General features: G+C 73.3%; 20 protein-coding genes. 13 read left to right on the top strand and 7 right to left on the bottom strand.

Features of this window, described 5'->3' with window-relative positions:
• Positions 1 to 236 precede the first annotated feature (236 nt).
• Entirely contained in the window at positions 237 to 1,379 is a 1,143-nt protein-coding gene (locus ACZ4WQ_RS01935; RefSeq protein WP_311724693.1) for a glycosyltransferase family 4 protein, read from the top strand.
• Between the two features lie 28 nt (positions 1,380 to 1,407).
• Here ACZ4WQ_RS01935 and ACZ4WQ_RS01930 read toward each other — a convergent pair whose 3' ends face one another.
• Positions 1,408 to 3,207 carry an AMP-dependent synthetase/ligase gene (locus tag ACZ4WQ_RS01930; RefSeq protein WP_398370100.1) on the bottom strand — a complete coding sequence of 600 codons (1,800 nt, stop codon included), beginning with the start codon at positions 3,205 to 3,207 and terminating at the stop codon, positions 1,408 to 1,410.
• 252 nt (positions 3,208 to 3,459) lie between these two features.
• Here ACZ4WQ_RS01930 and ACZ4WQ_RS01925 point away from each other — a divergent pair, with 252 nt between their 5' ends.
• From ACZ4WQ_RS01925 to ACZ4WQ_RS01900, 6 genes are all read left to right on the top strand, one after another.
• Positions 3,460 to 4,227: a metallophosphoesterase family protein gene (locus tag ACZ4WQ_RS01925; protein WP_311724695.1), complete on the top strand. Its 768-nt coding sequence runs from the start codon at positions 3,460 to 3,462 to the stop codon at positions 4,225 to 4,227.
• Positions 4,228 to 4,302: 75 nt separating this feature from the next.
• Positions 4,303 to 4,746: an SRPBCC family protein gene (locus tag ACZ4WQ_RS01920; protein WP_311724696.1), complete on the top strand. Its 444-nt coding sequence runs from the start codon at positions 4,303 to 4,305 to the stop codon at positions 4,744 to 4,746.
• Between the two features lie 112 nt (positions 4,747 to 4,858).
• Entirely contained in the window at positions 4,859 to 6,157 is a 1,299-nt protein-coding gene (locus ACZ4WQ_RS01915; protein ID WP_398370103.1) for an ArsA family ATPase, read from the top strand.
• A 135-nt stretch (positions 6,158 to 6,292) separates the two neighbouring features.
• The gene (locus ACZ4WQ_RS01910) at positions 6,293 to 6,793 is read left to right on the top strand and encodes a DUF5304 domain-containing protein (RefSeq protein ID WP_311724698.1); all 501 of its coding nucleotides are present in this window, start codon (positions 6,293 to 6,295) and stop codon (positions 6,791 to 6,793) included.
• 58 nt (positions 6,794 to 6,851) lie between these two features.
• Positions 6,852 to 7,793 (top strand): ROK family glucokinase, encoded by a 942-nt coding sequence (locus ACZ4WQ_RS01905; RefSeq protein WP_398370105.1) that lies wholly within the window; start codon positions 6,852 to 6,854, stop codon positions 7,791 to 7,793.
• 20 nt (positions 7,794 to 7,813) lie between these two features.
• On the top strand, positions 7,814 to 8,629 hold the full coding sequence (locus ACZ4WQ_RS01900) for an endonuclease/exonuclease/phosphatase family protein (RefSeq protein WP_311724701.1): 816 nt from the start codon (positions 7,814 to 7,816) through the stop codon (positions 8,627 to 8,629).
• A 48-nt stretch (positions 8,630 to 8,677) separates the two neighbouring features.
• Here ACZ4WQ_RS01900 and ACZ4WQ_RS01895 read toward each other — a convergent pair whose 3' ends face one another.
• Positions 8,678 to 9,358, bottom strand: coding sequence for a hypothetical protein (locus ACZ4WQ_RS01895; protein ID WP_398370107.1), 681 nt, complete (start codon positions 9,356 to 9,358; stop codon positions 8,678 to 8,680).
• Positions 9,294 to 10,109, bottom strand: coding sequence for an alpha/beta hydrolase (locus tag ACZ4WQ_RS01890; RefSeq protein ID WP_385348851.1), 816 nt, complete (start codon positions 10,107 to 10,109; stop codon positions 9,294 to 9,296). Before ACZ4WQ_RS01890 ends, ACZ4WQ_RS01895 begins: the two co-directional genes overlap by 65 nt.
• Before the next feature lie 166 nt (positions 10,110 to 10,275).
• On the opposite strand from ACZ4WQ_RS01890, the gene ACZ4WQ_RS01885 reads away from it, so the two are divergent.
• The 4 genes from ACZ4WQ_RS01885 (at position 10,276) to ACZ4WQ_RS01870 (ending at position 14,263) form a co-directional block, all read left to right on the top strand.
• Entirely contained in the window at positions 10,276 to 11,055 is a 780-nt protein-coding gene (locus tag ACZ4WQ_RS01885) for a lysophospholipid acyltransferase family protein (protein ID WP_385348897.1), read from the top strand.
• Between the two features lie 67 nt (positions 11,056 to 11,122).
• On the top strand, positions 11,123 to 12,337 hold the full coding sequence (macS, locus tag ACZ4WQ_RS01880) for a MacS family sensor histidine kinase (RefSeq protein WP_311725041.1): 1,215 nt from the start codon (positions 11,123 to 11,125) through the stop codon (positions 12,335 to 12,337).
• Positions 12,334 to 13,071: a response regulator transcription factor gene (locus ACZ4WQ_RS01875; RefSeq protein ID WP_311724706.1), complete on the top strand. Its 738-nt coding sequence runs from the start codon at positions 12,334 to 12,336 to the stop codon at positions 13,069 to 13,071. Before macS ends, ACZ4WQ_RS01875 begins: the two co-directional genes overlap by 4 nt.
• A gap of 163 nt (positions 13,072 to 13,234) precedes the next feature.
• A complete protein-coding gene (locus ACZ4WQ_RS01870) occupies positions 13,235 to 14,263 on the top strand; it encodes a 6-phosphofructokinase (protein WP_385348854.1) in 1,029 nt (342 codons plus the stop codon).
• A 547-nt stretch (positions 14,264 to 14,810) separates the two neighbouring features.
• Here the strand turns inward: ACZ4WQ_RS01870 and ACZ4WQ_RS01865 are convergent.
• The 3 genes from ACZ4WQ_RS01865 to ACZ4WQ_RS01855 all read right to left on the bottom strand — a co-directional run bounded on the left by ACZ4WQ_RS01865 (position 14,811) and on the right by ACZ4WQ_RS01855 (position 19,764).
• On the bottom strand, positions 14,811 to 16,772 hold the full coding sequence (locus ACZ4WQ_RS01865; protein WP_385348857.1) for an anthranilate synthase family protein: 1,962 nt from the start codon (positions 16,770 to 16,772) through the stop codon (positions 14,811 to 14,813).
• Positions 16,773 to 16,865: 93 nt separating this feature from the next.
• Positions 16,866 to 16,922, bottom strand: a complete 57-nt coding sequence (locus ACZ4WQ_RS01860) for a trp operon leader peptide (protein ID WP_106516695.1) — start codon at positions 16,920 to 16,922, stop codon at positions 16,866 to 16,868.
• Positions 16,923 to 16,977: 55 nt separating this feature from the next.
• Positions 16,978 to 19,764 (bottom strand): hypothetical protein, encoded by a 2,787-nt coding sequence (locus ACZ4WQ_RS01855; protein WP_398370111.1) that lies wholly within the window; start codon positions 19,762 to 19,764, stop codon positions 16,978 to 16,980.
• A 169-nt stretch (positions 19,765 to 19,933) separates the two neighbouring features.
• Between ACZ4WQ_RS01855 and ACZ4WQ_RS01850 the strand changes: the two genes are divergently transcribed.
• Positions 19,934 to 21,283, top strand: coding sequence for a class II 3-deoxy-7-phosphoheptulonate synthase (locus tag ACZ4WQ_RS01850; protein ID WP_385348862.1), 1,350 nt, complete (start codon positions 19,934 to 19,936; stop codon positions 21,281 to 21,283).
• A gap of 141 nt (positions 21,284 to 21,424) precedes the next feature.
• On the top strand, positions 21,425 to 21,676 hold the full coding sequence (locus ACZ4WQ_RS01845; protein WP_311724710.1) for a (2Fe-2S)-binding protein: 252 nt from the start codon (positions 21,425 to 21,427) through the stop codon (positions 21,674 to 21,676).
• A 32-nt stretch (positions 21,677 to 21,708) separates the two neighbouring features.
• Here ACZ4WQ_RS01845 and bfr read toward each other — a convergent pair whose 3' ends face one another.
• Complete coding sequence (bfr, locus tag ACZ4WQ_RS01840; RefSeq protein WP_311724711.1) at positions 21,709 to 22,188, bottom strand: bacterioferritin; 480 nt, start codon at positions 22,186 to 22,188, stop codon at positions 21,709 to 21,711.
• Between the last annotated feature and the right edge of the window lie 2 nt (positions 22,189 to 22,190).

The raw sequence follows: 22,190 nt of genomic DNA, 5'->3' as shown, positions 1-22,190 counted from the left end.
TGGATGCGACCCGTGACCGTCCTGTCGTAGGGGACAGTCGGGAGCGCGACGAGGTGCGAACGACCGAGCGCACAAGCTCGGCCGTTCACGGCCGAGAAGGTGACCCCGCCACCGGTGCCCGCCCGCCGGGCCGCGGAGCGGGCCGGGGCGCCCTGACGGGCGGGGGCGTTCCGACAGGCCGGGGCGGCCCGGCTGCGGCCCGCCTCCGGGACCCGTACCCGGTACTGTCGGCGGCGATGGACAAGACCCTGATCGTCACCAACGACTTCCCGCCCCGGCCCGGCGGCATCCAGGCGTTTCTGCACAACATGGCGCTGCGCCTGGACCCTGGGCGGGTCGTCGTCTACGCCTCCACCTGGAAGCGCGGGCGGGAGGGCGCCGAGGCCACCGCCCGGTTCGACGCCGAGCAGCCGTTCCCCGTCGTACGGGACCGCACGACCATGCTGCTGCCCACCCCGCGGGTGACCCGGCGCGCCACCGAGCTGCTGCGCGCGCACGGCTGCACCGCGGTGTGGTTCGGGGCCGCCGCCCCGCTCGGGCTGATGGCCCCGGCGCTGCGCTCGGCGGGCGCCCGGCGGCTGGTGGCGACCACCCATGGGCACGAGGCGGCCTGGGCCCAGCTCCCCGCCTCCCGCGGGCTGCTGCGCCGGATCGGCGAGGGCACCGACACCCTCACCTACCTCGGCGAGTACACCCGCACGCGGATCGCGGCGGCGGTTGGCCCCGAGGCCGCGGCGCGCATGGTCCGACTGACGCCCGGCGTGGACGAGAAGACCTTCCACCCCGACTCGGGCGGCGCCGAGGTCCGGGCCCGGCTCGGGCTGGCCGACCGCCCGGTGGTGGTGTGCGTCTCGCGGCTGGTGCCGCGCAAGGGGCAGGACACCCTCATCCAGGCCATGCCGCGGATCCTGGACCGGGTCCCGGACGCCGTCCTGCTGATCGTCGGCGGCGGCCCGTACGCCAAGGAGCTGCACCGGCTGGCCGAGACCACCGGCGTCGCCGGTTCCGTACGGTTCACCGGCGCGGTCCCCTGGGAGGAGCTGCCCGCCCACTACGGCGCGGGCGACGTGTTCGCCATGCCCTGCCGCACCCGCCGCGGCGGCCTGGACGTCGAGGGCCTGGGCATCGTCTACCTCGAGGCCTCCGCGACCGGCCTGCCCGTCGTCGCCGGGGACTCCGGCGGCGCGCCGGACGCCGTCCTCGACGGCGAGACGGGCTGGGTGGTGCGGGGCGGCTCCGCCGAGCAGGCGGCCGAGCGGATCGTGGCGCTGCTGGAGGACGCCGAGCTGCGGCGGCGGATGGGGGAGCGGGGGCGCGCGTGGGTGGAGGAGCGCTGGCGCTGGGACCTGCTCGCCGAGCGGCTGGAGGGCCTGCTCTGAGGCTGAGGCCGCGCTCCCGCGCAGGCCCTCAGCCCTGGTACAGCGCCTCGATCTCCGGCGCGAAGTCCTTGGCCACCACGCTCCGCTTGAGCTTCAGCGACGGCGTGACATGCCCGGAGTCCTCGGTGAACTGCGTGGTCACGATGCGGAACTTGCGCACCGACTCCGCCCTCGAGACCGCCGCGTTCCCGTCGTCCACCGCCCGCTGGATCTCGGCCAGCAGCGCGGGGTCCTCCCGCAGCTCGGCCACCGTGGAGCCGGCCGGCCTGCCGTGCTCGGCCAGCCAGCGCGGCAGGAACTCCTCGTCGACGGTGATCAGCGCGCCGACGAAGGGGCGTCCGTCGCCGACGACCATGCACTCGGCGACCAGGGCATGCGCCCTGATCCGGTCCTCGATCACCGCCGGGGCCACGTTCTTGCCGCCCGCGGTGATGATGATCTCCTTCTTGCGGCCGGTGATGGTGAGATAGCCGTCCGCGTCGAGGGAGCCCAGGTCGCCGGTGTGGAACCAGCCGTCCGACAGCGCCTCGGCCGTGGCCGCCTCGTTGTTCCAGTAGCCGCTGAACAGGTGCTCGCCGTGCAGCAGCACCTCCCCGTCGTCCGCGATCCGGACCACCGTGCCCGGCATCGGCTGGCCGACCGTGCCCAGCTTCTGCCGGTCCCACGGGTTGAAGGTGGTCGCCGCACAGGACTCGGTCAGGCCGTACCCCTCCAGCACCGTGAAGCCGATGCCCCGGTAGAAGTGGCCGAGCCGGGCGCCCAGCGGGGCGCCGCCGGAGATCGCGTGGGTGGCCCGGCCGCCCAGGACGGCCCGCAGCTTGCTGTAGACCAGGCGGTCGAAGATCTTGTGCTTGACCTTGAGGCCGAAGGACGGCCCGGCGGAGGTGTCCAGCGCCTTGCTGTAGGCGATGGCGGTCGCGGCCGCCTTGTCGAAGATCTTGCCCTTGCCGTCGGCCTGCGCCTTGGCCCGCGCCCCGTTGTAGACCTTCTCGAAGACGCGCGGCACGCCCAGCACCAACGTCGGCCGGAAGGAGGCGAGTTCATTGGTGAGGGTCTTGACGTCCGGGACGTGTCCGAGCTTGATGGGCGCCAGCACCGCCGCGATCTCCACCAGACGCCCGAGCACATGCGCCTCGGGGAGGAAGAGCAGCACCGACGACTCGCCGGTCACGAAGATCGGCTTGAGGCGGGCCACGACATTGCCGCACTCGACGAAGAAGCTGCGGTGGGAGAGCACACACCCCTTGGGGCGGCCGGTGGTGCCCGAGGTGTAGACGATCGTGGCCGGGGAGTCGGCGTTCGCGATGGCGCTGCGCTCGTCGACCACCGCGTCCGCGATGTCCGCGCCCAGCTTCCGCAGGGTCTCGATCGCCCCGCCGCCCTCGATCCGCCACAGGCCCTTCAGCGCGGGCAGGGTGTCCCGCACGGACTCCACGGCCGCCTCGTGCGCGGCGGACTCGACCACACAGGCCACCGCGCCCGAGTCGCCGAGGATCCACTGGGTCTGCTCGGCCGAACTCGTCTCGTAGACCGGCACCGTGACCGCGCCCGCGCTCCAGATGGCGAAGTCCAGCAGCGTCCACTCGTAGCGGGTGCGGGACATCAGGCCGACCCGGTCGCCCGGCTCCACCCCGGCGGCGATCAGGCCCTTGGCGACGGCCCGCACCTCCACGAGGAACTCGGCCGCGGTGACGTCCTGCCACACGCCGTCGACCTTCCGGCCGACCACCACGACCTCGGGGTGATGCGCGGCGTTGCGCCGGATGAGGTCCGTCAGATTCCCGTCGGCCGGAACCTCGTACAGGGCCGGAAGGCTGAACTCGCGCAAGACTGCTGCTCCTCGTCGGGCGCCGGCGCCGCTACACGGGCAATGGGGGGTGATGGACTGCCCGGACGTTACCGATGGGTATGGCATCTGGGATAGGGGGTCCTCCCAGATGTTTGATGCGTCACACCCCGCTCTCGTACTGGCCGCAGACTAGTCGACCCGGCCCGGGACCCGGAAGTAACGGCAGGTGGCCGCGGAGCGGTGCGGGCGGGCGTCTGACGGCGGGGCGCGGCAGGACTTAGGCTGGCCCGCATGCGAGTTCACGTGGTCAGCGACGTGCACGGCAACAGTCGCGACCTCAAGAAGGCGGGCGACGGCGCCGACGCCCTGATCTGCCTCGGCGACCTGGTGCTGTTCCTCGACTACGCCGATCACTCCCGGGGGATCTTCCCCGACCTGTTCGGCGTCGAGAACGCCGACCGCATCGTGGAACTGCGCACCGCCCGCCGGTTCGCCGAGGCCCGTGACTTCGGCAACCGGCTGTGGGGCGGTCTTGAGGTGGACCGCCGGACCGCCATCGAGTCCGCGGTGCGCCGGCAGTACGCCGACCTCTTCGCGGCCTTCCCCACCCCTACCTACGCCACCTACGGCAATGTCGATATACCGAGGCTGTGGCCCGAGTACGCCCAGCCCGGTACCACCGTCCTGGACGGCCAGCGGATCGAGATCGGCGGCCGGGTCTTCGGCTTCGTCGGCGGCGGGCTGCGCACCCCGATGCGCACCCCGTACGAGATCGACGACGAGGAGTACGCCGCGAAGATCGCGGCGCTCGGCGAGGTCGACGTGTTGTGCACCCACATCCCGCCCGACGTCCCCGAGCTCTGCTACGACACCGTCGCCCGCCGCTTCGAGCGGGGCAGCGCCGCCCTCCTCGACGCGATCCGCGCCGTGCGTCCCCGCTACGCCTTCTTCGGCCATGTCCACCAGCCGCTCGCCCGCCGGATGCGGATCGGCGCCACCGAGTGCGTCAACGTCGGCCACTTCGCCTCGACCGGCACCCCCTGGACCCTGGAGTGGTGACCTGCGCGCGGTAGCCTTCAGCGGCAGGCACCCAGGCGGCGGATCAAGCGGACCGATACCGAAGGAACGACGGCGATGGCGGAACACACCAGCTCGAGCATCACGATCGAGGCGGCACCGGCCGACGTGATGGAGGTGATCGCCGACTTCGACCGTTACCCGGAGTGGTCCGGAGAGGTGAAGGAGGCCGACGTCCTCACCAAGGACGACCACGGGCGCGCCGAGAAGGTGCGGATGCTGCTCGACGCCGGGGCGATCAAGGACGACTACACCCTGGCGTACACCTGGACCGGTGACAACCAGGTCAGCTGGTCCCTGGTCAAGTCCCAGATGCTGCGTTCCCTGGACGGCTCGTACAAGCTGGCCCCCCTCGACAGCGGCAAGCGCACCGAGGTCACCTACCAGCTCACCGTCGACGTCAAGATCCCGATGCTCGGCATGATCAAGCGCAAGGCCGAGAAGGTCATCATCGACCGCGCGCTGGCGGGCCTGAAGAAGCGGGTGGAAAGCGCCGCCTGAGCGCCCCCTCGCCCGGACCCCGCCGGCCCCGACCGAACCCCGGCCCCGACCGAACCCCGGCCCGGCCCCCGTCGGGAAGACACCGCACCACCCTGCCCGGAGGCTCCTTTCCATGCGTACGGTCCTCGTCACCGGTACCGGCGGCGCGGGCCGCACCACCGTCGCCGCCGCGACCGCGCTCGCCGCCGCCCAGGAGGGCCGGCGCACCCTGCTGCTCACGGCCGACCGCGACTCCACCCCCGAGGCGCTGCTCGGCCTCCCCACGCCCCGGCCCGCCACCGCCCCGGCCGACCGGCGGCCCCCGTGGAACCCACCGGTCGAGGTCGCCCCCGGGCTGTGGGCCGCGCGCATCGCCGCCGACGACTGGTTCCGCGGCGAACTAACCACCCTCCAGGAACGGGGGCGCGGCGCGCTGGACATGCTCGGCGCCACCCCGCTGGACCCCGAGGAGCTGACCGGGCTGCCCGGCATGGAGGCCTTCGCGGTGCTGCGCGCGCTGCGCGCCGCCCATGACGCGGGCCCGGACACCGCCGGAGCCGCCGCCGGATGGGACGTCCTGGTCGTCGACATGCCGCCCGCCCCCGACACCATCGCGGTGCTCGCCCTGCCCGAGCAGCTGCGCCGCTATCTGCGGCGGCTGCTGCCCGCCGAGCGGCAGGCGGCGCGCGCCCTGCGGCCGATGCTGGCGCAGCTCGCCGGGGTGCCGATGCCCGCCCAGAAGCTGTACGAGACGGCCGAGCGCTGGGAGCGCGAGCTGGCCGGCGTGCAGGACCTGATCGAGTCCGAAGCCACCACCGTACGGCTGGTGGTGGACCCGGGGCCGCTCGCCGACCGGGCGCTGCGCACCGCCCGCGCCGGGCTCGCGCTGTACGGCTGCCGCGTGGAGGCCGTGGTCGCCAACCGGCTGCTGCCCACCGGCACCGCCGACCCCTGGCTCGCGGCGCTGTCCGGCCGGCAACAGGCCGCGCTCAAGGAGCTGCACGGGCAGTGGGCGCCCGACGTCCCCGTCCGTGAACTGCCGCACCTGGGCGGCGACCCGGGGGAGGCCGACGGCCCGGCCGGAGCGCCCCGGCCGGGCGGCCCCGCCGCCGGGCTCGCCGCCCTCGCCGGACCGGCCGGGGCCCCCGAGCCGCGCCCCGACCGCCCGGCCGCCGAGCCGTGGACCGTCGAGGACCGCCTCGCCGACGAAGGGGTGCTGGTGTGGCGGCTGCCGCTGCCCGGCGCCGACCGCGACTCCCTCGGCCTGGTGCGCCGCGGCGATGAACTGATCGTCACCGTCGGCCCGTTCCACCGCGTGCTGCCGCTGCCCTCCGCCCTGCGCCGCTGCACCGTGTCCGGCGCCGGGCTGCGCGACGGTCACTTGCACGTCCGCTTCACCCCGGACCCCGAACTCTGGCCGAAGAGCGTGTGACGGCTGTGACGGAGGCGCCCCTTGCCCCCCTTATCCCCCTTGCCCCCTTACCTTGTTTCCTCATTCCGGTAACGTCGGGAGCAAGCCCGGATGAACACCCCCGGGCCGTCAGTCCCTCCGCCGCAGGAGCCCGCCATGAGCGACGCCACCGAGCGCCCCGCCGAAACTCCCCTCACCGGCGATGCCCCGGACACCGATGTCCCGGTCACCGACATCGACCCCGACGCCTGGGAGCGGGCCTGTGCCGAAGACCTCGCCGCGGAGCGGGCCCGCCGCAGGGCCCGTGAGGGCGGCCACGAGCCGGGCAGCGCCGCCGAGGAGCTGCGCAAACTGGCCGAGGCCATCGCCGACAAGCTCGCCGGGGCCCAGGCCCCGCTGGCCGGAACGGCCGTGCAGGGTGCCGTACAACACTTGATCGCACAGGCGAAGGCCGCCGTCGAACCGGTCGTCGAACGCAACCCTGAGGTCTTCGATCACCTCGCCACCGCCGGCACCGAGCTTCTCGCCGCTTACCGGGCCGCGGTCCAGGGTCAGGAGGAGCGCTGGACGAGGGGCGGAGACGACCGCGACGGCAAGGCCGATGGCGCCGACAAGGGCGATGAGTCTTCGAGTAGTGAACACATCGACCTCGACTGAGCCCCCACCTCCGGTACCGTTGTGCCCGGCGGGGTTCGACCTAATAACTGAGGGACACATGGGACTCACCATCGGCGTCGACATCGGCGGCACGAAGATCGCAGCTGGCGTGGTCGACGAAGAGGGCTCGATTCTCGAGACGAGCAAGGTATCGACCCCGCCGACCCCGGAAGGGGTCGTCGACGCCATCGCGGACGCGGTGCGCACGGTCAGCGCCGGCCACGACATCGAGGCCGTCGGCATCGGCGCGGCCGGTTACGTGGACGACAAGCGCGCCACGGTGATCTTCGCGCCCAACATCAACTGGCGCCACGAGGCGCTCAAGGACAAGGTCGAGCAGCGCGTGGGCCTGCCCGTCGTCGTCGAGAACGACGCGAACGCGGCCGCGTGGGGCGAGTACCGCTTCGGCGCCGGCCAGGGCCATGACGACGTCGTGTGCATCACGCTCGGCACCGGCCTCGGCGGCGGCATCATCATCGGCGGCAAGCTGCACCGCGGCCGCTTCGGCGTCGCGGCCGAGTTCGGCCACGTCCGCGTGGTCCCGGACGGGCTGCTGTGCGGCTGCGGCAGCCAGGGCTGCTGGGAGCAGTACGCCTCCGGCCGCGCCCTGGTCCGCTACGCCAAGCAGCGCGCCAACGCCACCCCGGAGAACGCGGCGGTGCTGCTCCGCCTCGGCGACGGCACCCCCGAGGGCATCCAGGGCAAGCACATCAGCGACGCGGCCCGCCAGGGCGACCCGGTCGCCATCGACTCCTTCCGCGAGCTGGCCCGCTGGGCCGGCGCCGGCCTCGCCGACCTCGCCTCGCTCTTCGACCCCTCGGCGTTCATCGTCGGCGGCGGCGTGTCCGACGAGGGCGACCTGGTCCTGGAGCCGATCCGCAAGTCCTTCCGCCGCTGGCTGGTGGGCAACCAGTGGCGCCCGCACGCCCAGGTGCTCGCCGCCCAGCTCGGCGGCAAGGCCGGGCTCGTCGGCGCCGCCGACCTGGCCCGCCAGGGCTGACCGGAACGGGGGGACGGGACGTGGTACTCGCGGACCTGCCGGCCTCGGCCGGCGACCGGGACGCCGCCGTGGTGCGGGTGCTGAGCTACAACATCCGCTCGCTGCGCGACGACCGTGAGGCGCTGGTCCGGGTGGTCCGGGCCTGCGCCCCCGACGTCCTGTGCGTCCAGGAGGCGCCGCGTCACTTCCGCTGGCGCAAGGCCGCCTCCTGGCTGGCCCGCGAGACCGGCCTCGTCCACACCACCGGCGGCGCCACCACCGCCGGCCCGATGCTGCTGACCTCGCTGCGCGCCCACGTGGAGCGCAGCGAGGACATCCTGCTGCCCCGCATCCCCGGTCTGCACCAGCGCGGCCTGGCCACCGCCGTGCTGCGGTTCGGGGGCGGGCACCGGGGCGCGGACGCCATCAGGCTCGGCGTGGTCAGCTGCCATCTGAGCCTGGCCGAGGCCGAGCGCCACGACCAGGCGGGGATGGTGCTCGACCACCTCGCCGCGCTGGGCGTCCCGTACACGGTGCTGGCCGGTGACATCAACGACCGGCCCGAGGGCCGCGCCTTCCGCCGGCTGGCCGGATCGCTGCGCGACGCCTGGGCGGCCGAGCCCTGGGGGAGCGAGCTCACCTACCCGCAGGACCGGCCCCGGCGCCGGATCGACGCGCTGTTCACGACCGAGGGCGTGGAGGTCCTCGGCTGCGGGGTGCCGGCCGGGCTGCCCGGGGTCACGGAGGCGGACCTGAGGGCGGCGTCGGACCATCTCCCGGTCCTGGCCGCGCTCCGGCTCCCGCGCGTTTCCGCCGCCGCGCCCGCCGGCCGGGCGGGCACGGGTCGCTCCGCCTGAGGCCGCTGCCGCTCGGCCTCAGGCGGCCTCAGTCTGTTTCAACCGGCTTCAGACGACCGCGCCGCGGCCCGGGTCGTCGTCCTCTTCGTCGTCGTCCCCCATCCGCAGCACCAGCGTGGTGAAGCCGCCCAGGAAGCCGCCCACCGCGAGCGTGGTGATCCACCAGGTGAGCTCCACCTGGAACAGCACCACGCCGAGCAGCAGCAGCGGGCCGCCCAGCACGCCCAGCCACGCGAAGCGCGAGGTGGTGTCGGTCTCGGGGAGCGGGGGCGGCTCGGGCGGGACGAAGTGGCCCTCGTCGGTCTCGTCGAAGTCGTCGTCGGACGGCTCGGCGGGCTCCCAGTCGCGGGGGCCGACGCCCGGCGCGTACACGATGAAGCTGCCGAGGGGCTTGTCGGGCTTGGCCACATCGACCGGGCCCGCCCCCGCGACCGGCGCCGACGGGTCGCGCCGGCCCTCCGGGTCGTCGTCCTCATCGTCCTCGTCGTCCCGGGCGTCGCGGTCGCTCCGGCCGCCTCGGTCCCGGGGATCGCCGTCGGGCAGGTCCTCGGCCTCGGGCCAGGGCGCCGGGGCCTCCGGGTCCCGGGACTCCTTGCCGTACGCCGCGACGATCTCGGCGAACGCGGCGTCGTCGTCGCGAGCGCCTGCCTCGTTCTCGTTCGGGTCACGCTCCGCCACTGGCCGCCGCCCCCTCCTTCCCGAGTCGCGTATCCGTCCCACTGTTCTCATCGATACCCCGCGTCAGCCTGCTGATGAACGCATGGGTCTCGGCGAAGACGAGCTCCGCGTCGTGGTCCAGCGTCGCCACGTGGTAGCTGCGCTCCAGCACCAGCTCGGTGACGTCCCGGGAGGAGACCCGGCTCAGGATGCGCGCCGAGTCGACCGGGGGCACCACATGGTCCGCCGCGCTGTGCATCAGCAGCAGCGGCTGGGTCACCCGCGGCAGTTCGGCGTCGACCTCCCGCAGCAGCCGGCGCAGCTGGTCCGCGCCGTTCAGCGGCACCCGCTGGTAGCCCGACTCCGGCGTGCCCGGCTTGGCGATGTCGCTCACGATGCCCTTGACGGACGGGATCAGATGGCGCAGCACCGGCAGCGCGGGGGCGGCCCGGTCGTGCATGCGGTGGGCCGGGTTGACCAGGGCCAGCCCGCTGACCCGCGCCCCGTGGCGGGCGGCGAGCCGCAGGGCGAGCGCGCCGCCCATGGACAGCCCGCACACGAACACCTGCCGGCATCGCTCGGCGAGCCCGCGCAGCTCCCGGTCCACCTCGGCGTACCAGTCGTCCCGGCTGGTGACCGCGAGCTCCTGCCAGCGGGTGCCGTGGCCGGGCAGCAGCGGGAGCGAGACCGTCAGCCCCTGCCGCGCGAGGTGCTCGGCCCACGGACGGACCGACTGGGGCGTGCCGGTGAAGCCATGACAGACGAGGACGCCGATCTCTCCGCCGTCATGGCGGAACGGCTGGGCCCCGGGAAGGAGCGGCACCGAGGATCTCCGTTCGGTGAATATGGCGGTCGTTCGGTGTATAGGGCACTGGTGGAACGGGGCCGGGCGGCCCGGGACCTCAGCGTACGCGGCGCGCCGCAGAGGGGGTAGGCACGTTAAGGTCTCCTCGTCGGATACAGGAGGTCCTCGGTTGTTCTACGGCGCCATGAAGCTGTCGGTCGGCGGAGCGTTGAAGCTGGCCTTCCGGCCCTGGGTGGAGGGGCTGGAGAACGTCCCCGCGGAGGGGCCGGCCATCCTCGCCAGCAACCACCTGTCGTTCTCCGACTCCTTCTTCCTTCCCGCGATGCTCGACCGCAAGGTCACCTTCATCGCCAAGCAGGAGTACTTCACCACCCCGGGCGTGAAGGGCAAGCTGACCGCCGCCTTCTTCAAGGGCGTCGGGCAGCTGCCGGTGGACCGCTCGGGCGGGCGCGGCGCGAGCGAGGCCGCGATCAAGAGCGGCATCGAGGTGCTGGAGCGCGGCGAGTTGTTCGGCATCTACCCGGAGGGCACCCGCTCACCGGACGGGCGGCTGTACCGCGGCAAGCCGGGCGGGCTGGCGCGGGTGGCGCTGGCCACGGGCGCCCCGGTGATCCCGGTCGCCATGATCGACACCGAGAAGATCCAGCCGCCGGGCAAGGTGATGCCCAAGCTGATGCGGCCGGGCATCCGGATCGGCAAGCCGCTGGACTTCAGCCGCTACCACGGCATGGACAACGACCGCTTCATCCTGCGCTCGGTGACCGACGAGGTCATGTACGAGATCATGAAGCTCTCCGGCCAGGAGTACGTCGACATCTACGCGACCGTCGCCAAGCGGCAGATCGCGGATGCCGAGGCGGCGCGCAAGCGCGAGGAGAAGGCCGCGGACACGGGCGGGGACGCGGGCGGGGACGACGGCGGGGACAAGGCCGGGGACGACAGCGGGGACAAGGCCGGGGCGTGACCGCGTCCGGCACGGGGGTGGGGAAGTGGCGCTGCGGCCGGGCCGTACGGGCAAGACTGTCGTGCGCATGTCGGTGGAGCAGCCCCTGTGGCGGGCGCTGACCGCCTACCGGGTGCTCACCCTGCTGTACGCGCTCACCCTCTACGCCTACGGCTACGACGACTACGACCACCCGCTGGGCGCGGGCGCCTACATGGCCGTGCTGACCGCGTGGACCGCGCTCACCGTCCGCATGGTCTCCTCGGCCGAGCGGTGCACCCTGCGCTTTCTGGTCGGTGATCTGACCGTCGCGGTGGTGGGCATCCTGCTCACCCCGCTCGTCGACACCCATGACCGCATCGCCGAGGGCACCCCCACCCTGCCGTCGATATGGACCGCGGGGGCGGTGCTCGGCTTCGCGATCAAGGGCGGCTGGCGGTGGGCCGCCTGGGCCTCCACGGTCGTCTGCGCGGCCAACATCATCGAGCGGGGCGGATTCGCCCAGGACACCGTCCACATGCTGATGCTGGTGTGGGTGGCGAGCGTGGCCATCGGCTATGTCGTCGAGGTGGCCCGCGCCAGCGAGCGCACCCTGGCCCGCGCGCTGCGGATCGAGGCCGCCACGCGCGAACGGGAGCGGCTGGCCCGGGACATCCACGACAGCGTGCTCCAGGTCCTCGCCATGGTGCAGCGCAGGGGCGCGGCCATCGGCGGGGAGGCGACCGAACTGGGGCGGATGGCGGGGGAGCAGGAGATTGCGCTGCGCACGCTGATCTCCACCGGCCCGCGGGACGCGGCGCACGAGGCGGACCGGGCGGACCGGGCGGAGCCGGTGGCCCCGGCCGGGGTCGCGCTCCTCACGGCCGAGGCCGAGGCGCCCGCCGCCGACGGCGCACCCGAACGGCGTGATCTGCTGGCCCTGTTGGCACCGCACGCCGGATCCCGCGTCACCCTCTCCGGCCCGGGCACCCCCGTACCGCTCCCCGACGAGGCCGCCACCGAACTCGCGTCCGCTGTCGGTGCCGCCCTGGACAATGTGCGGGTACACGCCGGGGACGGCGCGAACGCCTGGATCCTGGTCGAGGACGAGCCGGACGAGGTGACGGTGACCGTACGCGACGACGGACCCGGCATCCCCGAGGGGCGGCTGGCCGACGCCGAGCGCGAGGGGCGCCTCGGCGTGGCGCTGTCCATCCGGGGGCGCCTGCGCGACCTGGGCGGCAGCGCCGAGTGGATCTCGGCCCCCGGCCAGGGCACCGAGGTGGAGTTGAAGGTTCCGCGACAGGGGAAGACCGGACGATGACCGAGCGGCAGGACAGCGGTGTGCGGGGCGACGGCGGGCGGGGCGACGGCGGGCGGGAGGGGCGGCCGGTCACGGTGATGGTGGTCGACGACCACCCGATGTGGCGCGACGCCGTCGCCCGCGACCTGTCCGAGGCCGGGTTCGACGTGGTGGCCACAGCGGGGGACGGCCCGCAGGCGGTGCGCCGCGCCAAGGCCGCGAACCCCGACGTCCTGGTCCTCGACCTCAACCTCCCCGGGCTGCCCGGGGTCGAGGTCTGCAAGCAGCTCGTGGGCGCCGAACCCGGCCCGCCCGGCCCGCGCGTGCTGGTGCTCTCCGCGAGCGGGGAGCACGCGGATGTGCTGGAGGCGGTGAAGTCCGGCGCGACCGGCTATCTGCTGAAGTCGGCCAGCACCCAGGAGCTTCAGGACGCGGTGCGCCGGACGGCCGCCGGGGAGCCGGTGTTCACCCCGGGCCTCGCGGGCCTGGTGCTCGGCGAGTACCGCCGGCTGGCGAGCGACCCCGCCCCCGCCGCGCCCGACCGCCCCGTCGCCCCCCGGCTCACCGAGCGGGAGACGGAGGTGCTGCGGCTGGTGGCCAAGGGGCTGTCGTACAAGCAGATCGCCGAGCGGCTGGTCATCTCGCACCGCACCGTGCAGAACCATGTCCAGAACACCCTCGGCAAGCTTCAGTTGCACAACCGCGTCGAGCTGGTGCGGTACGCGATCGAGCGCGGCCTGGACACCGGCGTCTGAAACCGGTCATCGACCGCCGCCGCACGATCGGGTGAACCCTGAACCCAACTGCCCCTGTAGTCAGGGGATTCACTTCCCGCCCTATCCCGTGTGACCTGGATCACCGTTAGCGTGGATTCTCGTATCGGGCATTCACGGGAAATTATCGGAGAAGGGAAAAACGATGCGGGTCGGAGTGCTGACCGGTGGCGGTGACTGCCCCGGGCTCAACGCGGTCATCCGCGCCGTCGTCCGCAAGGGCGTACAGGAATACGGCTACGACTTCGTCGGCTTCCGGGACGGCTGGCGGGGTCCCCTCGAAGGCGACACCGTGCCCCTCGACATCCACGCGGTGCGCGGCATCCTGCCGCGCGGCGGCACCATCCTCGGGTCGTCCCGCACCAACCCCCTCAAGAGCCAGGACGGCATCCGCCGGGTCAAGGACAACCTCGCCAAGCAGGAGGTCGACGCGCTCGTCGCGATCGGCGGCGAGGACACGCTCGGGGTGGCCGCGCGGCTCTCCAGTGAGTACGGGATCCGCTGCGTCGGCGTCCCCAAGACCATCGACAACGACCTGTCCGCCACCGACTACACCTTCGGCTTCGACACCGCCGTCAACATCGCCACCGAGGCCATCGACCGCCTCCACACCACGGCCGAATCGCATATGCGCGTCCTCGTCGTCGAGGTGATGGGCCGTCACGCGGGCTGGATCGCCCTCCACTCGGGTCTGGCCGGCGGCGCCAACGTCATCCTCATCCCCGAACAGCGCTTCGACGTCGACCAGATCTGCGCCTGGGTCGAGTCCCGCTTCAAGATCCGCTACGCCCCGATCGTCGTCGTCGCGGAGGGCGCGATGCCCAAGGGCGGTGACGCGGTCCTCAAGGACGGGTCGCTCGACTCCTTCGGCCATGTCCGGCTCTCCGGGATCGGGGAGTGGCTGGCCAAGGAGATCGAGAAGCGCACCGGCAAGGAGGCTCGCACGACGGTGCTCGGCCATGTCCAGCGCGGCGGCACCCCCAGCGCGTTCGACCGCTGGCTCGCCACCCGCTTCGGGCTGCACGCCATCGACGCCGTCCGGGACGAGGACTACGGCAAGATGGTCGCCCTGCGCGGCACCGACATCGTCCGCGTCCCGCTCACGGAGGCCACCGCGCGGCTCAAGACGGTGGACCTCTCGCTGTACGCCGAAGCCGAGGTGTTCTTCGGCTGACCCACCCGGCCCGTCCGGGGAGGGCCGGCAGCCTGCGGCGCCGCCCCTCCCCACCCCTCCCCGCTCCATGGGGCTCCGCCCCCTGACCCCCGCCTGGCCCGGGAGGGCTGCGGTGGGGGCCGCGCCCCTGGCCTCGACGGGGTGTGGTCGGGGCTGCGCCCCTGGCCCCGGCGTGCTGCGGCCGGGACTACTCCTGGCCCCGCCGGACTTCGGCCGGGGGCCGCGCCCTGGCCTCCGGCGGGGCTCCGCCCTCCCCATGCGGCGGAGCCGCATATCGACGGAGGCTGTGCCCTTGCCTCCGGCGGACTTCGGTCGGGGCCGCGCCCCAGCCCCGGCACCGGGCCTCGGTGGGGCCCGGCCCGGGCTGCGCCCCCTGGGCCCTGGCGGGCTGCGGCCCCGGCTGCGCCGCCTGGCCTCCGGCGGGGCTCCGCCTCTCCCCATGCGGCGGAGCCGCATATCTACGGGGGCTGGGGGCTTGCCCCCAGTTGTGGGAAGGGGCGGGTAGGGGACACGCGCCGCAGGCAGCCGGGGCCGACCGGGGCCGGCGTCACACCAGGACGGCCGCCAGGAGCTCGGCGACAATCGTCGCGCCGTTGAGCGTCAGCACGGACTCGGGATGGAACTGCACACCCGCGAAGTTCGGCCCGCGCAGCGCGTGTACGTCGCCGCTCACCGGGTCGCGGCTGACCTCCACCCGGTGCATCGCCAGCTCACCCGTCGCCGCCCCGTCGCACCGGGCGGTGAAGGTGTTGTAGAAGCCGACGGTCTCCTCGCGCCCGAAGAGCTGGATCCGCTCCTGCGCACCCTGGAACGGCACGTCCTTCCGTACGATCTCCAGCCCCAGCTCGGCCGCCAGCAGCTCGTGCCCCAGGCACACCCCCAGCAGCCCGTGCCGGTGCCCGCGCACCAGGTCCGCCGTCAGCCCGCGCAGGAACCGCATCTTCGGGTCGGCCGTGTCGGACGGGTCGCCCGGGCCCGGGCCGAGGATCACGGGGCCCTCGTGCGCCAGCGCGGCCTCCCGCACGCCCGGTTCGTCGAACCGCCGCACGGTCACCGTGAGCCCGGTGGTCCGCAGGAGGTGCGCCAGCATCGCGGTGAAGGTGTCCTCGCCGTCGACCACCAGGGCGTGCCCGGCCGGCTGCGCACCCGCCCGCGGGGCATCCTCGGGCGTGTGCATGCGCAGCCAGAACGGGGCGAGGTCGGCCCGGCGGGCATCCAGGGCCGCCCGCACCCGCGGGTCGTCGGCGAGCCGGGGGAGTGCGGGCCCGTCGGCCCGCCCCGCGAGGGAAGGGCGCACCCCGAGGGCGGTGAGGACTCCGGCCGCCTTGGCGTGGGTCTCGGCGACCTCGCCGTGCGGGTCGGAGTGGCGTACGAGCGTGGCCCCGACCGGCACCCGCAGGGAGCCGTCGGAGTCAATATCCGCGGTGCGGATGAGGATCGGCGAGTCCAGGGTCTGCGCGCCGCCGGCGTCCCGCCCGATGAGCGCGAGCGCCCCCGCGTAGTAGCCGCGCCCCGCGCCGTCCGGCCCGGCGGGCTCGTACCGCTCGATCACCCGGCAGGCGTTCTGCACCGGCGAGCCGGTCACCGTCGCCGCGAACATCGTCTCCCGCAGCACGTCCCGCACATCGAGCGAGGAGCGGCCGCGCAGTTCGTACTCGGTGTGCGCGAGGTGCGCCATCTCCTTGAGCCGGGGGCCGACCACCACGCCGCCCATGTCGCCGACGGTGCACATCATCTTCAGCTCCTCGTCCACGACCATGGACAACTCCTCCACCTCCTTGCGGTCGTGCAGAAACTCCAGCAGCCCGTCGAGCCGGGCCCCGTCGCTGGGATAGCGGTAGGTCCCGCTGATGGGGTTCATCACGACCGTCCCGCCGGACATCCGCACATGCACCTCGGGGCTGGCGCCCACCAGCGTCCGGCCGTCGGCCAGGCGGACGACATACGTCCAGTACGCGCCGCGCTCCCCGGCCAGCAGCCGCCGGAACAGCGCGAGGGCGTCGGCGCGGCCGAAGCCGGGGATCTCGCCCCGGAAGGTCCTGCGGATCACGAAGTTCGCGCCCTCGCCGGTGCCGATCTCGTCCTCGACGACCCGCCGTACGATCTCCGCGTACGCGTCGTCGGCCACGTCGAAGGCCCCGCCCTCGACCCGTACCTCGTGCGCGGGCAGCGCGTCCAGCACCTCGCCCAGCGGCAGTTCGTACGTCTCCTCGGGGCGCAGCACGGCCAGCGGCGTCCCGTCGTCGCGCACGTCGAACCCGCGCTCGCGGATCTGCCGGAACGGCACCAGGGCCAGTGCGTCGTGCGCACCCGCGCCGGTGCCCGGTGCCCCGGTCGGCAGCGGGATGTCGGTCAGCCGCTCCACCTCGGTGACGGGGCCCAGCAGCACCTCGACGGTGTCGGGTGCGTGGCCGGGCGTACGGCGGTGCAGCAGGGCGAAGGGCGGGCAGTCGGCGGAGAGCAGCCGCCGGATGATCGCACGGGGGTCGTGGTGCGGATCACTGTGCATTGCGGTGGTTCCTTCCGGGAGGGAGGAACGGCCCGCGGAAACGCCGAAGGCCGCCCCTCGGGCGGCCTTCGCGGTGTCGGTGCGTACGCGCGATCAGTGGGCCGCCGGATGAGCGGTCCACCACCAGGTCATGGTCAGTCGCGCGAACATGGGCCGGACCCTACCCCATGTTTCCGCCCGTGTGTTCCCGCGCGGCCCGCCGATGTCAGTCCCAGTGGCCACCGTGGCCGTGGTCGTCGTGGTCGTGCCCACCGCCGCCACTGCTGTGGTGGCTGCCTCCTCCTCCACCGCCCCCGCCGCCACCGTGGTGGTCGCCGCCCCCACCGCCACCGTGGTGGTCGCCGCCCCCACCGCCCTCGCCCCCACCGCCCTCGCCCCCACTGCCCCCGCCTCCACCGCCGCCGCCCGAGGGGTCGGGCGCCGCGTCGTCGTCGTTCACGTAGTCCACTCCGAAATCGGGGACCGGATCCCCGAAATCCTCGATCACGTCCGCGACGAGCCCGGCGATGCCGGAGTCGGCGGGGAGGCCCAGGTCGGACAGGAAGTCCGTCGGGTGGTGCTCGACGGCGGAGCGGTCCGGCGCGTCCGGGAGCAACTCCCCGCCCACCACCACGGCCGTCAGGGCGACGCCGAACGTGTGGCCGGCGCTCCGGACGAGCCCGGCGATCCGTGTCCGCCGGCCCTGGCCGGGCCGGAGGCGGTCGAGGCCGATCCGGATCCGGTGTGCCTCCGCCCCCAGGCCATGGCTCTCCAGCAGTCGGACGGCTCTGCGCCAGTGGCGCCTGGCCCGTCTCACCGGGCGCAGGCCGCCCGGGCCGCCCCGGCGCGCGGACCGGGCCTTGAGGGCCACCAGGCCCAGGTTGTACGCGGTCCACGCCTCGCCGTGGGCGTCGTCGGCCTCCTGGAAGAGGCCGAGCGCCCGCTCATAGCTGCGCGTGGCCGCCGCCAGGTCGTCCTGGCTGTTCCGCTGGTAGTGGACATGTCCCAGATTGGCCAGGGACTGGGCCTGGCCGCGAAGGTCCCCGCCGCGCTCGCGCAGTGCGAGGGCCCGCTGGTGGCAGCGGAGCGCGGCGGTGAAGTCGGCCACCGCGTCGTCGGCGTAGAGGTTGCCGAGGTTGCTCAGTACGGCGGCGCGGGCGGCGCCCTCGAAGCCCCCCGCCTCATCCGCCCCGTCCGCGAAGCTTTCGACCGTCCTTTCGTACGCCTCGACGGCTGCCCGGTCGACGGGGCGGGCCTGGGAAGCCAGGTCGTCCTCGCACTGCTGGAGGACGCGCAGCGCCTCGCCCCACACCTCGGCGACTCGCCGTTCGTCGCCGACCTCCGTCCACAGCCGCCGCGCCTGCGTGTAAGCCTCCAGCGCCGGTGCGCGACGGGCCTGCTGGCGGTGCGCGGTGCCGATCCGCAACAGTGCTTCCGCCTCGGCCGCCGGATCTCCCGAGCGGTGCGCGGCCTCCGCCGCCAGCTGATGGGTGTCCAGCCAGTCGTCCCAGAACTTGTACAGGTCGAAGAAGGCGGTCAGGCGCAGCGCCAGAGCGGTGACCGCGGCGTCGTGCCCGCTCGCGTGGGCCAGCCGCACGGCCGCGATCAGGCACAGGCGCTCGGTGACCAGCCAGGACAGGGCCGCCGGACGGCTGGTGAGCAGGGACCGCTCGGCACCGCTGCGCAGCCGCTGTCCGCGCTCCGAGGACGGGCGCAGCCAGGCGTCGGCCTCGCCCGCCCGGTCGGCGTAGTGAGCGACCAGCCGCCCGATCGCGTCGTGCCGGGCCGCCGCCGGCTCCCGCGCGGCGGCGCGCTCGGCCGCGTACAGCCGCACCAGGCTGTGGAGGCGGTAGGTGCGGGCGCGCCCTTCCGTGATCATGTGCGCGCGGCGCAGCTCCTCGAGCCGGGGTTCGACCTCGGCGACGGGCTCGCCGGTCAAGGCCGCGGCGGTGTCGGCGGAGAGGTGCGGGCCCGGGTGGAGTGAGAGCAGCCGGAACAGCCGGGCCTCGGCGGCGGGCAGCCGCTCGTACGAGAGCGCGAACGCCGAGCGCACCGCTGACGAGGGGGCGGGTGCGGCGTCGGGGGCGCGCAGGGCGTCGAGGCGGCGGGTTTCGTCGCGCAGCCGGTCGGCGAGCTCGCCCACCGGCAGCCCCGGTGTGGTGACGAGCCTCGCCGCGACCACGTCCAGGGCGAGCGGCAGCCGGTCGCACAGCTCGGCGAGGCGCAGCGCGTCCCGCCGGTGCCCGCTCACCCGCAGGTCCGCCGGGTCGGCGGCCCCCAGCGAGGCGGCGAGGAACGCGACCGCCTCGTCCTGGGTCAGGACGTCCAATTGATGCTGGCGCACGCCGCTCAGCACGCCCCCGGCCAGGATGTGCCGTCCGACGACCACGCAGCAGTTCCTGGGGTGCGGCGGCAGCAACAGGGCCACCTGCTCTATGGAGGCGGCGTTGTCGAGCACGACGAGCACCGGGCGCCCCCGCTCGGCCAGGGCTCTCATCTCGCTGCGGTACAGGCGATGGCGCTCCCCCACGCTCCGGCCGTCGATGTCGCGCTGGGCCACGCGCAGCGCCCGCAGGAACGAGCCGAGCGCGTCGTACGCCGAGACCCGGTCGTCGGGCCGGCGCTCGTAACCCCGCAGGTCCAGGTACAGCTCGGCGCCGTACCAGCGGCGGGCCCTGGCGGTGTGCCCGGCGTGCAGCACGAGCGCGGTCTTGCCGACGCCCGCCGGCCCGGAGAGGGCGATGGCGTTCTTCTGGCCGGCCCAGGCCCGGACTGTGGATCTCGCGGGTCCGCGGCCCCTCCGGCCACGCGGCCCGCTCTTCGGCTTCAGTCCGGCGAGCAGCTCCTGGAGCGGTTCCCGCCGCCCGGTGAACGCGCCGGGGGCGGGCGGCAGCCCGGCGAGTGCCTCCGGCGGCGGGGCGGGCGGCCCGGCCATCGTGAGCCGTTCGATCGAGCCCGCCTGAACGACCGTGTGAGCCGTCCCCGAGAACTCGTTTCTGATGTCATCCCCCATGAGTTCTTTGTAGCGCCGAGGAGCCCCGCGGGACAGTATCGATATGCGGCTCCGCCGCGTGGTCGCTCGCCGGACGGGAGCCGTGCGGCCCGCGGCCGGGGCGGCGGAAGGTGTCTCAACCCGTGGGCAGGGGGCTGGACGCGCGTGGGGACCCCGTAACCTTGCTGGCGTGACCGTGAACGCTGAAACCCACACCGGTGGCCACACCTGGAAGTCTCTCCCCGCGGCGCAGCAGCCCGACTGGCCGGACCAAGCGGCTCTGCGCGAGGTGATCGCCGAGCTCGAGTCCTATCCGCCGCTCGTTTTCGCGGGCGAGTGCGACCAGCTGCGGGAGCGTCTGGGAGCCGTGGCCCGGGGTGAGGCGTTTCTGCTCCAGGGCGGCGACTGCGCCGAGGCGTTCGACGCCGTGGGCGCGGACCAGATCCGCAACAAGCTGAAGACGCTGTTGCAGATGGGCGCCGTGCTGACCTACGCCGGGCAGATCCCGGTGGTGAAGGTCGGGCGGATCGCCGGCCAGTACAGCAAGCCGCGCTCCAAGCCGACCGAGACCCGCGACGGGGTGACGCTGCCGACCTACCGCGGCGACTCGGTCAACGGCTTCGAGTTCACCGAGAAGGCCCGGATCCCGGACCCGCAGCGGCTCAAGCGGATGTACCAGGCCTCCGCCTCGACGCTGAACCTCGTGCGCGCCTTCACCACGGGCGGCTACGCGGACCTGCGCCAGGTGCACGCCTGGAACCAGGACTTCGTGAAGTCGTCCCCCGCGGGGCAGCGCTACGAGGCGCTGGCGCGCGAGATCGACCGGGCGATGAACTTCATGAACGCCTGCGGGGTGGACCCGGAGGAGTTCAGGACCGTCGAGTTCTTCGCCTCGCACGAGGCGCTGATCCTGGACTACGAGTCGGCGCTGACCCGCACGGACTCCCGTACGGGCGAGCTGTACGACGTGTCCGGCCACATGGTGTGGATCGGCGAGCGCACCCGCCAGCTGGACGGGGCGCATGTCGAGTTCGCCGCGCGGATCCGCAACCCCGTCGGGGTGAAGCTCGGCCCGACGACGACGCCGGAAGAGGCGCTGTCGCTGATCGAGCGGATCGACCCGAACCGCGAGCCCGGCCGGCTCACCTTCATCACCCGGATGGGCGCGGACAAGGTCCGCGACAAGCTGCCCGATCTGGTGGAGAAGGTCACGGCCTCCGGTGCCCAGGTGGTCTGGGTCTGCGACCCGATGCACGGCAATACCTTCGAGGCGGCGTCCGGGCACAAGACGCGGCGCTTCGACGACGTGCTGGACGAGGTCAAGGGCTTCTTCGAGGTCCACAAGGGTCTCGGCACCCACCCGGGCGGCATCCACATGGAGCTGACCGGCGACGATGTGACCGAGTGCGTGGGCGGCGGCGACGAGATCTTCGTCGACGATCTGCACCAGCGCTACGAGACGGCCTGCGACCCGCGGCTCAACCGCAGCCAGTCGCTGGACCTGGCGTTCCTGGTCGCGGAGATGTACCGCGACCAGTGACATGCCGAGGCCGGTGACATACCGGGACTGAACGGTGCGATGGGGCGCGGATCACAACGATCCGTGCCCCATCGGCGTTGTCCGCCCTCCCGGGGGGACGGTAAGGTAAGGGTTACCTCACTGATCGATCTGGAGAGCCGCGTGTACGTCTGCTCATGCTTCGGCATCACCGAGAAGCAGGTGCGCGAGCACGCCGAGTCCGGCGCCTGCACCCCGCGCCAGATCGCCGGCGCCTGCAAGGCCGGCACGGACTGCGGCTCCTGTGTGCGGCGCATCCAGGCGCTGCTGGGCCGCGGGGCGTGCCCCCGGCGCGAGTCGCCGGCCACGCTCGGCCCGGCCGGTATGCCCGCCGTCGCGTCGGCGTCCGGGCCCCAGGTCGCGGAAGCCGCGTAACGCCCTGACCGGGTCTCCGGTCAGGTCTCCGCTCAGGTGTCCGGCTGTTCGATCTGCTGGGCGATGTACAGCCCCTCGCCGAGCTTCTCGATCAGCGCGAGCTGGGTTTCGAGATAGTCGATGTGCTGCTCCTCGTCGGCGAGGATGTCCTCGAAGATATTGGCCGAGGTGATGTCGCCCTTGGTTCGCATGACCTCGATGCCGCGCTTGAGGCGGTCGATGGCCTCGATTTCCACCTGGCGGTCCGCCTGGAACATCTCGGTGACCGACTGGCCCACGCGCACATGGAACAGCCGCTGGTAATTGGGCAGCCCGTCCAGGAGAAGGATCCGGTCGGTGATCACCTCGGCGTGCTTCATCTCGTCGAACGATTCCGCCCGGGTATACGTCGCGAGCTTCGTCCAGCCGAAGTTCTCCTGCATCTTCGAATGCAGGAAGTACTGATTGATCGCGGTCAGCTCGCCGGTCAGCTGCTCGTTGAGAAACTCGAGGACCTCGGGGTCGCCCTGCATCG

The sequence above is a fragment of the Streptomyces sp. NPDC028305 genome (genome assembly GCF_055569495.1).
Note: the sequence above shows the minus strand (reverse complement) of the source record. Positions and strands in the feature narration are given on the sequence as shown.

What these genes read in the sequence shown, in the direction of transcription:
- ACZ4WQ_RS01885 (WP_385348897.1), top strand. Translation starts at nt 10,276, where the DNA reads ATGAAGCTGTCGGTCGGCGGAGCGTTGAAGCTGGCCTTCCGGCCCTGG.
- ACZ4WQ_RS01895 (WP_398370107.1), bottom strand. Translation starts at nt 9,358, where the DNA reads ATGAGAACAGTGGGACGGATACGCGACTCGGGAAGGAGGGGGCGGCGG.
- ACZ4WQ_RS01870 (WP_385348854.1), top strand. Translation starts at nt 13,235, where the DNA reads ATGCGGGTCGGAGTGCTGACCGGTGGCGGTGACTGCCCCGGGCTCAAC.
- ACZ4WQ_RS01865 (WP_385348857.1), bottom strand. Translation starts at nt 16,772, where the DNA reads ATGCACAGTGATCCGCACCACGACCCCCGTGCGATCATCCGGCGGCTG.
- ACZ4WQ_RS01875 (WP_311724706.1), top strand. Translation starts at nt 12,334, where the DNA reads ATGACCGAGCGGCAGGACAGCGGTGTGCGGGGCGACGGCGGGCGGGGC.
- ACZ4WQ_RS01920 (WP_311724696.1), top strand. Translation starts at nt 4,303, where the DNA reads ATGGCGGAACACACCAGCTCGAGCATCACGATCGAGGCGGCACCGGCC.
- ACZ4WQ_RS01925 (WP_311724695.1), top strand. Translation starts at nt 3,460, where the DNA reads ATGCGAGTTCACGTGGTCAGCGACGTGCACGGCAACAGTCGCGACCTC.
- ACZ4WQ_RS01855 (WP_398370111.1), bottom strand. Translation starts at nt 19,764, where the DNA reads ATGGGGGATGACATCAGAAACGAGTTCTCGGGGACGGCTCACACGGTC.
- ACZ4WQ_RS01905 (WP_398370105.1), top strand. Translation starts at nt 6,852, where the DNA reads ATGGGACTCACCATCGGCGTCGACATCGGCGGCACGAAGATCGCAGCT.
- ACZ4WQ_RS01910 (WP_311724698.1), top strand. Translation starts at nt 6,293, where the DNA reads ATGAGCGACGCCACCGAGCGCCCCGCCGAAACTCCCCTCACCGGCGAT.
- bfr (WP_311724711.1), bottom strand. Translation starts at nt 22,188, where the DNA reads ATGCAGGGCGACCCCGAGGTCCTCGAGTTTCTCAACGAGCAGCTGACC.
- ACZ4WQ_RS01935 (WP_311724693.1), top strand. Translation starts at nt 237, where the DNA reads ATGGACAAGACCCTGATCGTCACCAACGACTTCCCGCCCCGGCCCGGC.
- macS (WP_311725041.1), top strand. Translation starts at nt 11,123, where the DNA reads ATGTCGGTGGAGCAGCCCCTGTGGCGGGCGCTGACCGCCTACCGGGTG.
- ACZ4WQ_RS01915 (WP_398370103.1), top strand. Translation starts at nt 4,859, where the DNA reads ATGCGTACGGTCCTCGTCACCGGTACCGGCGGCGCGGGCCGCACCACC.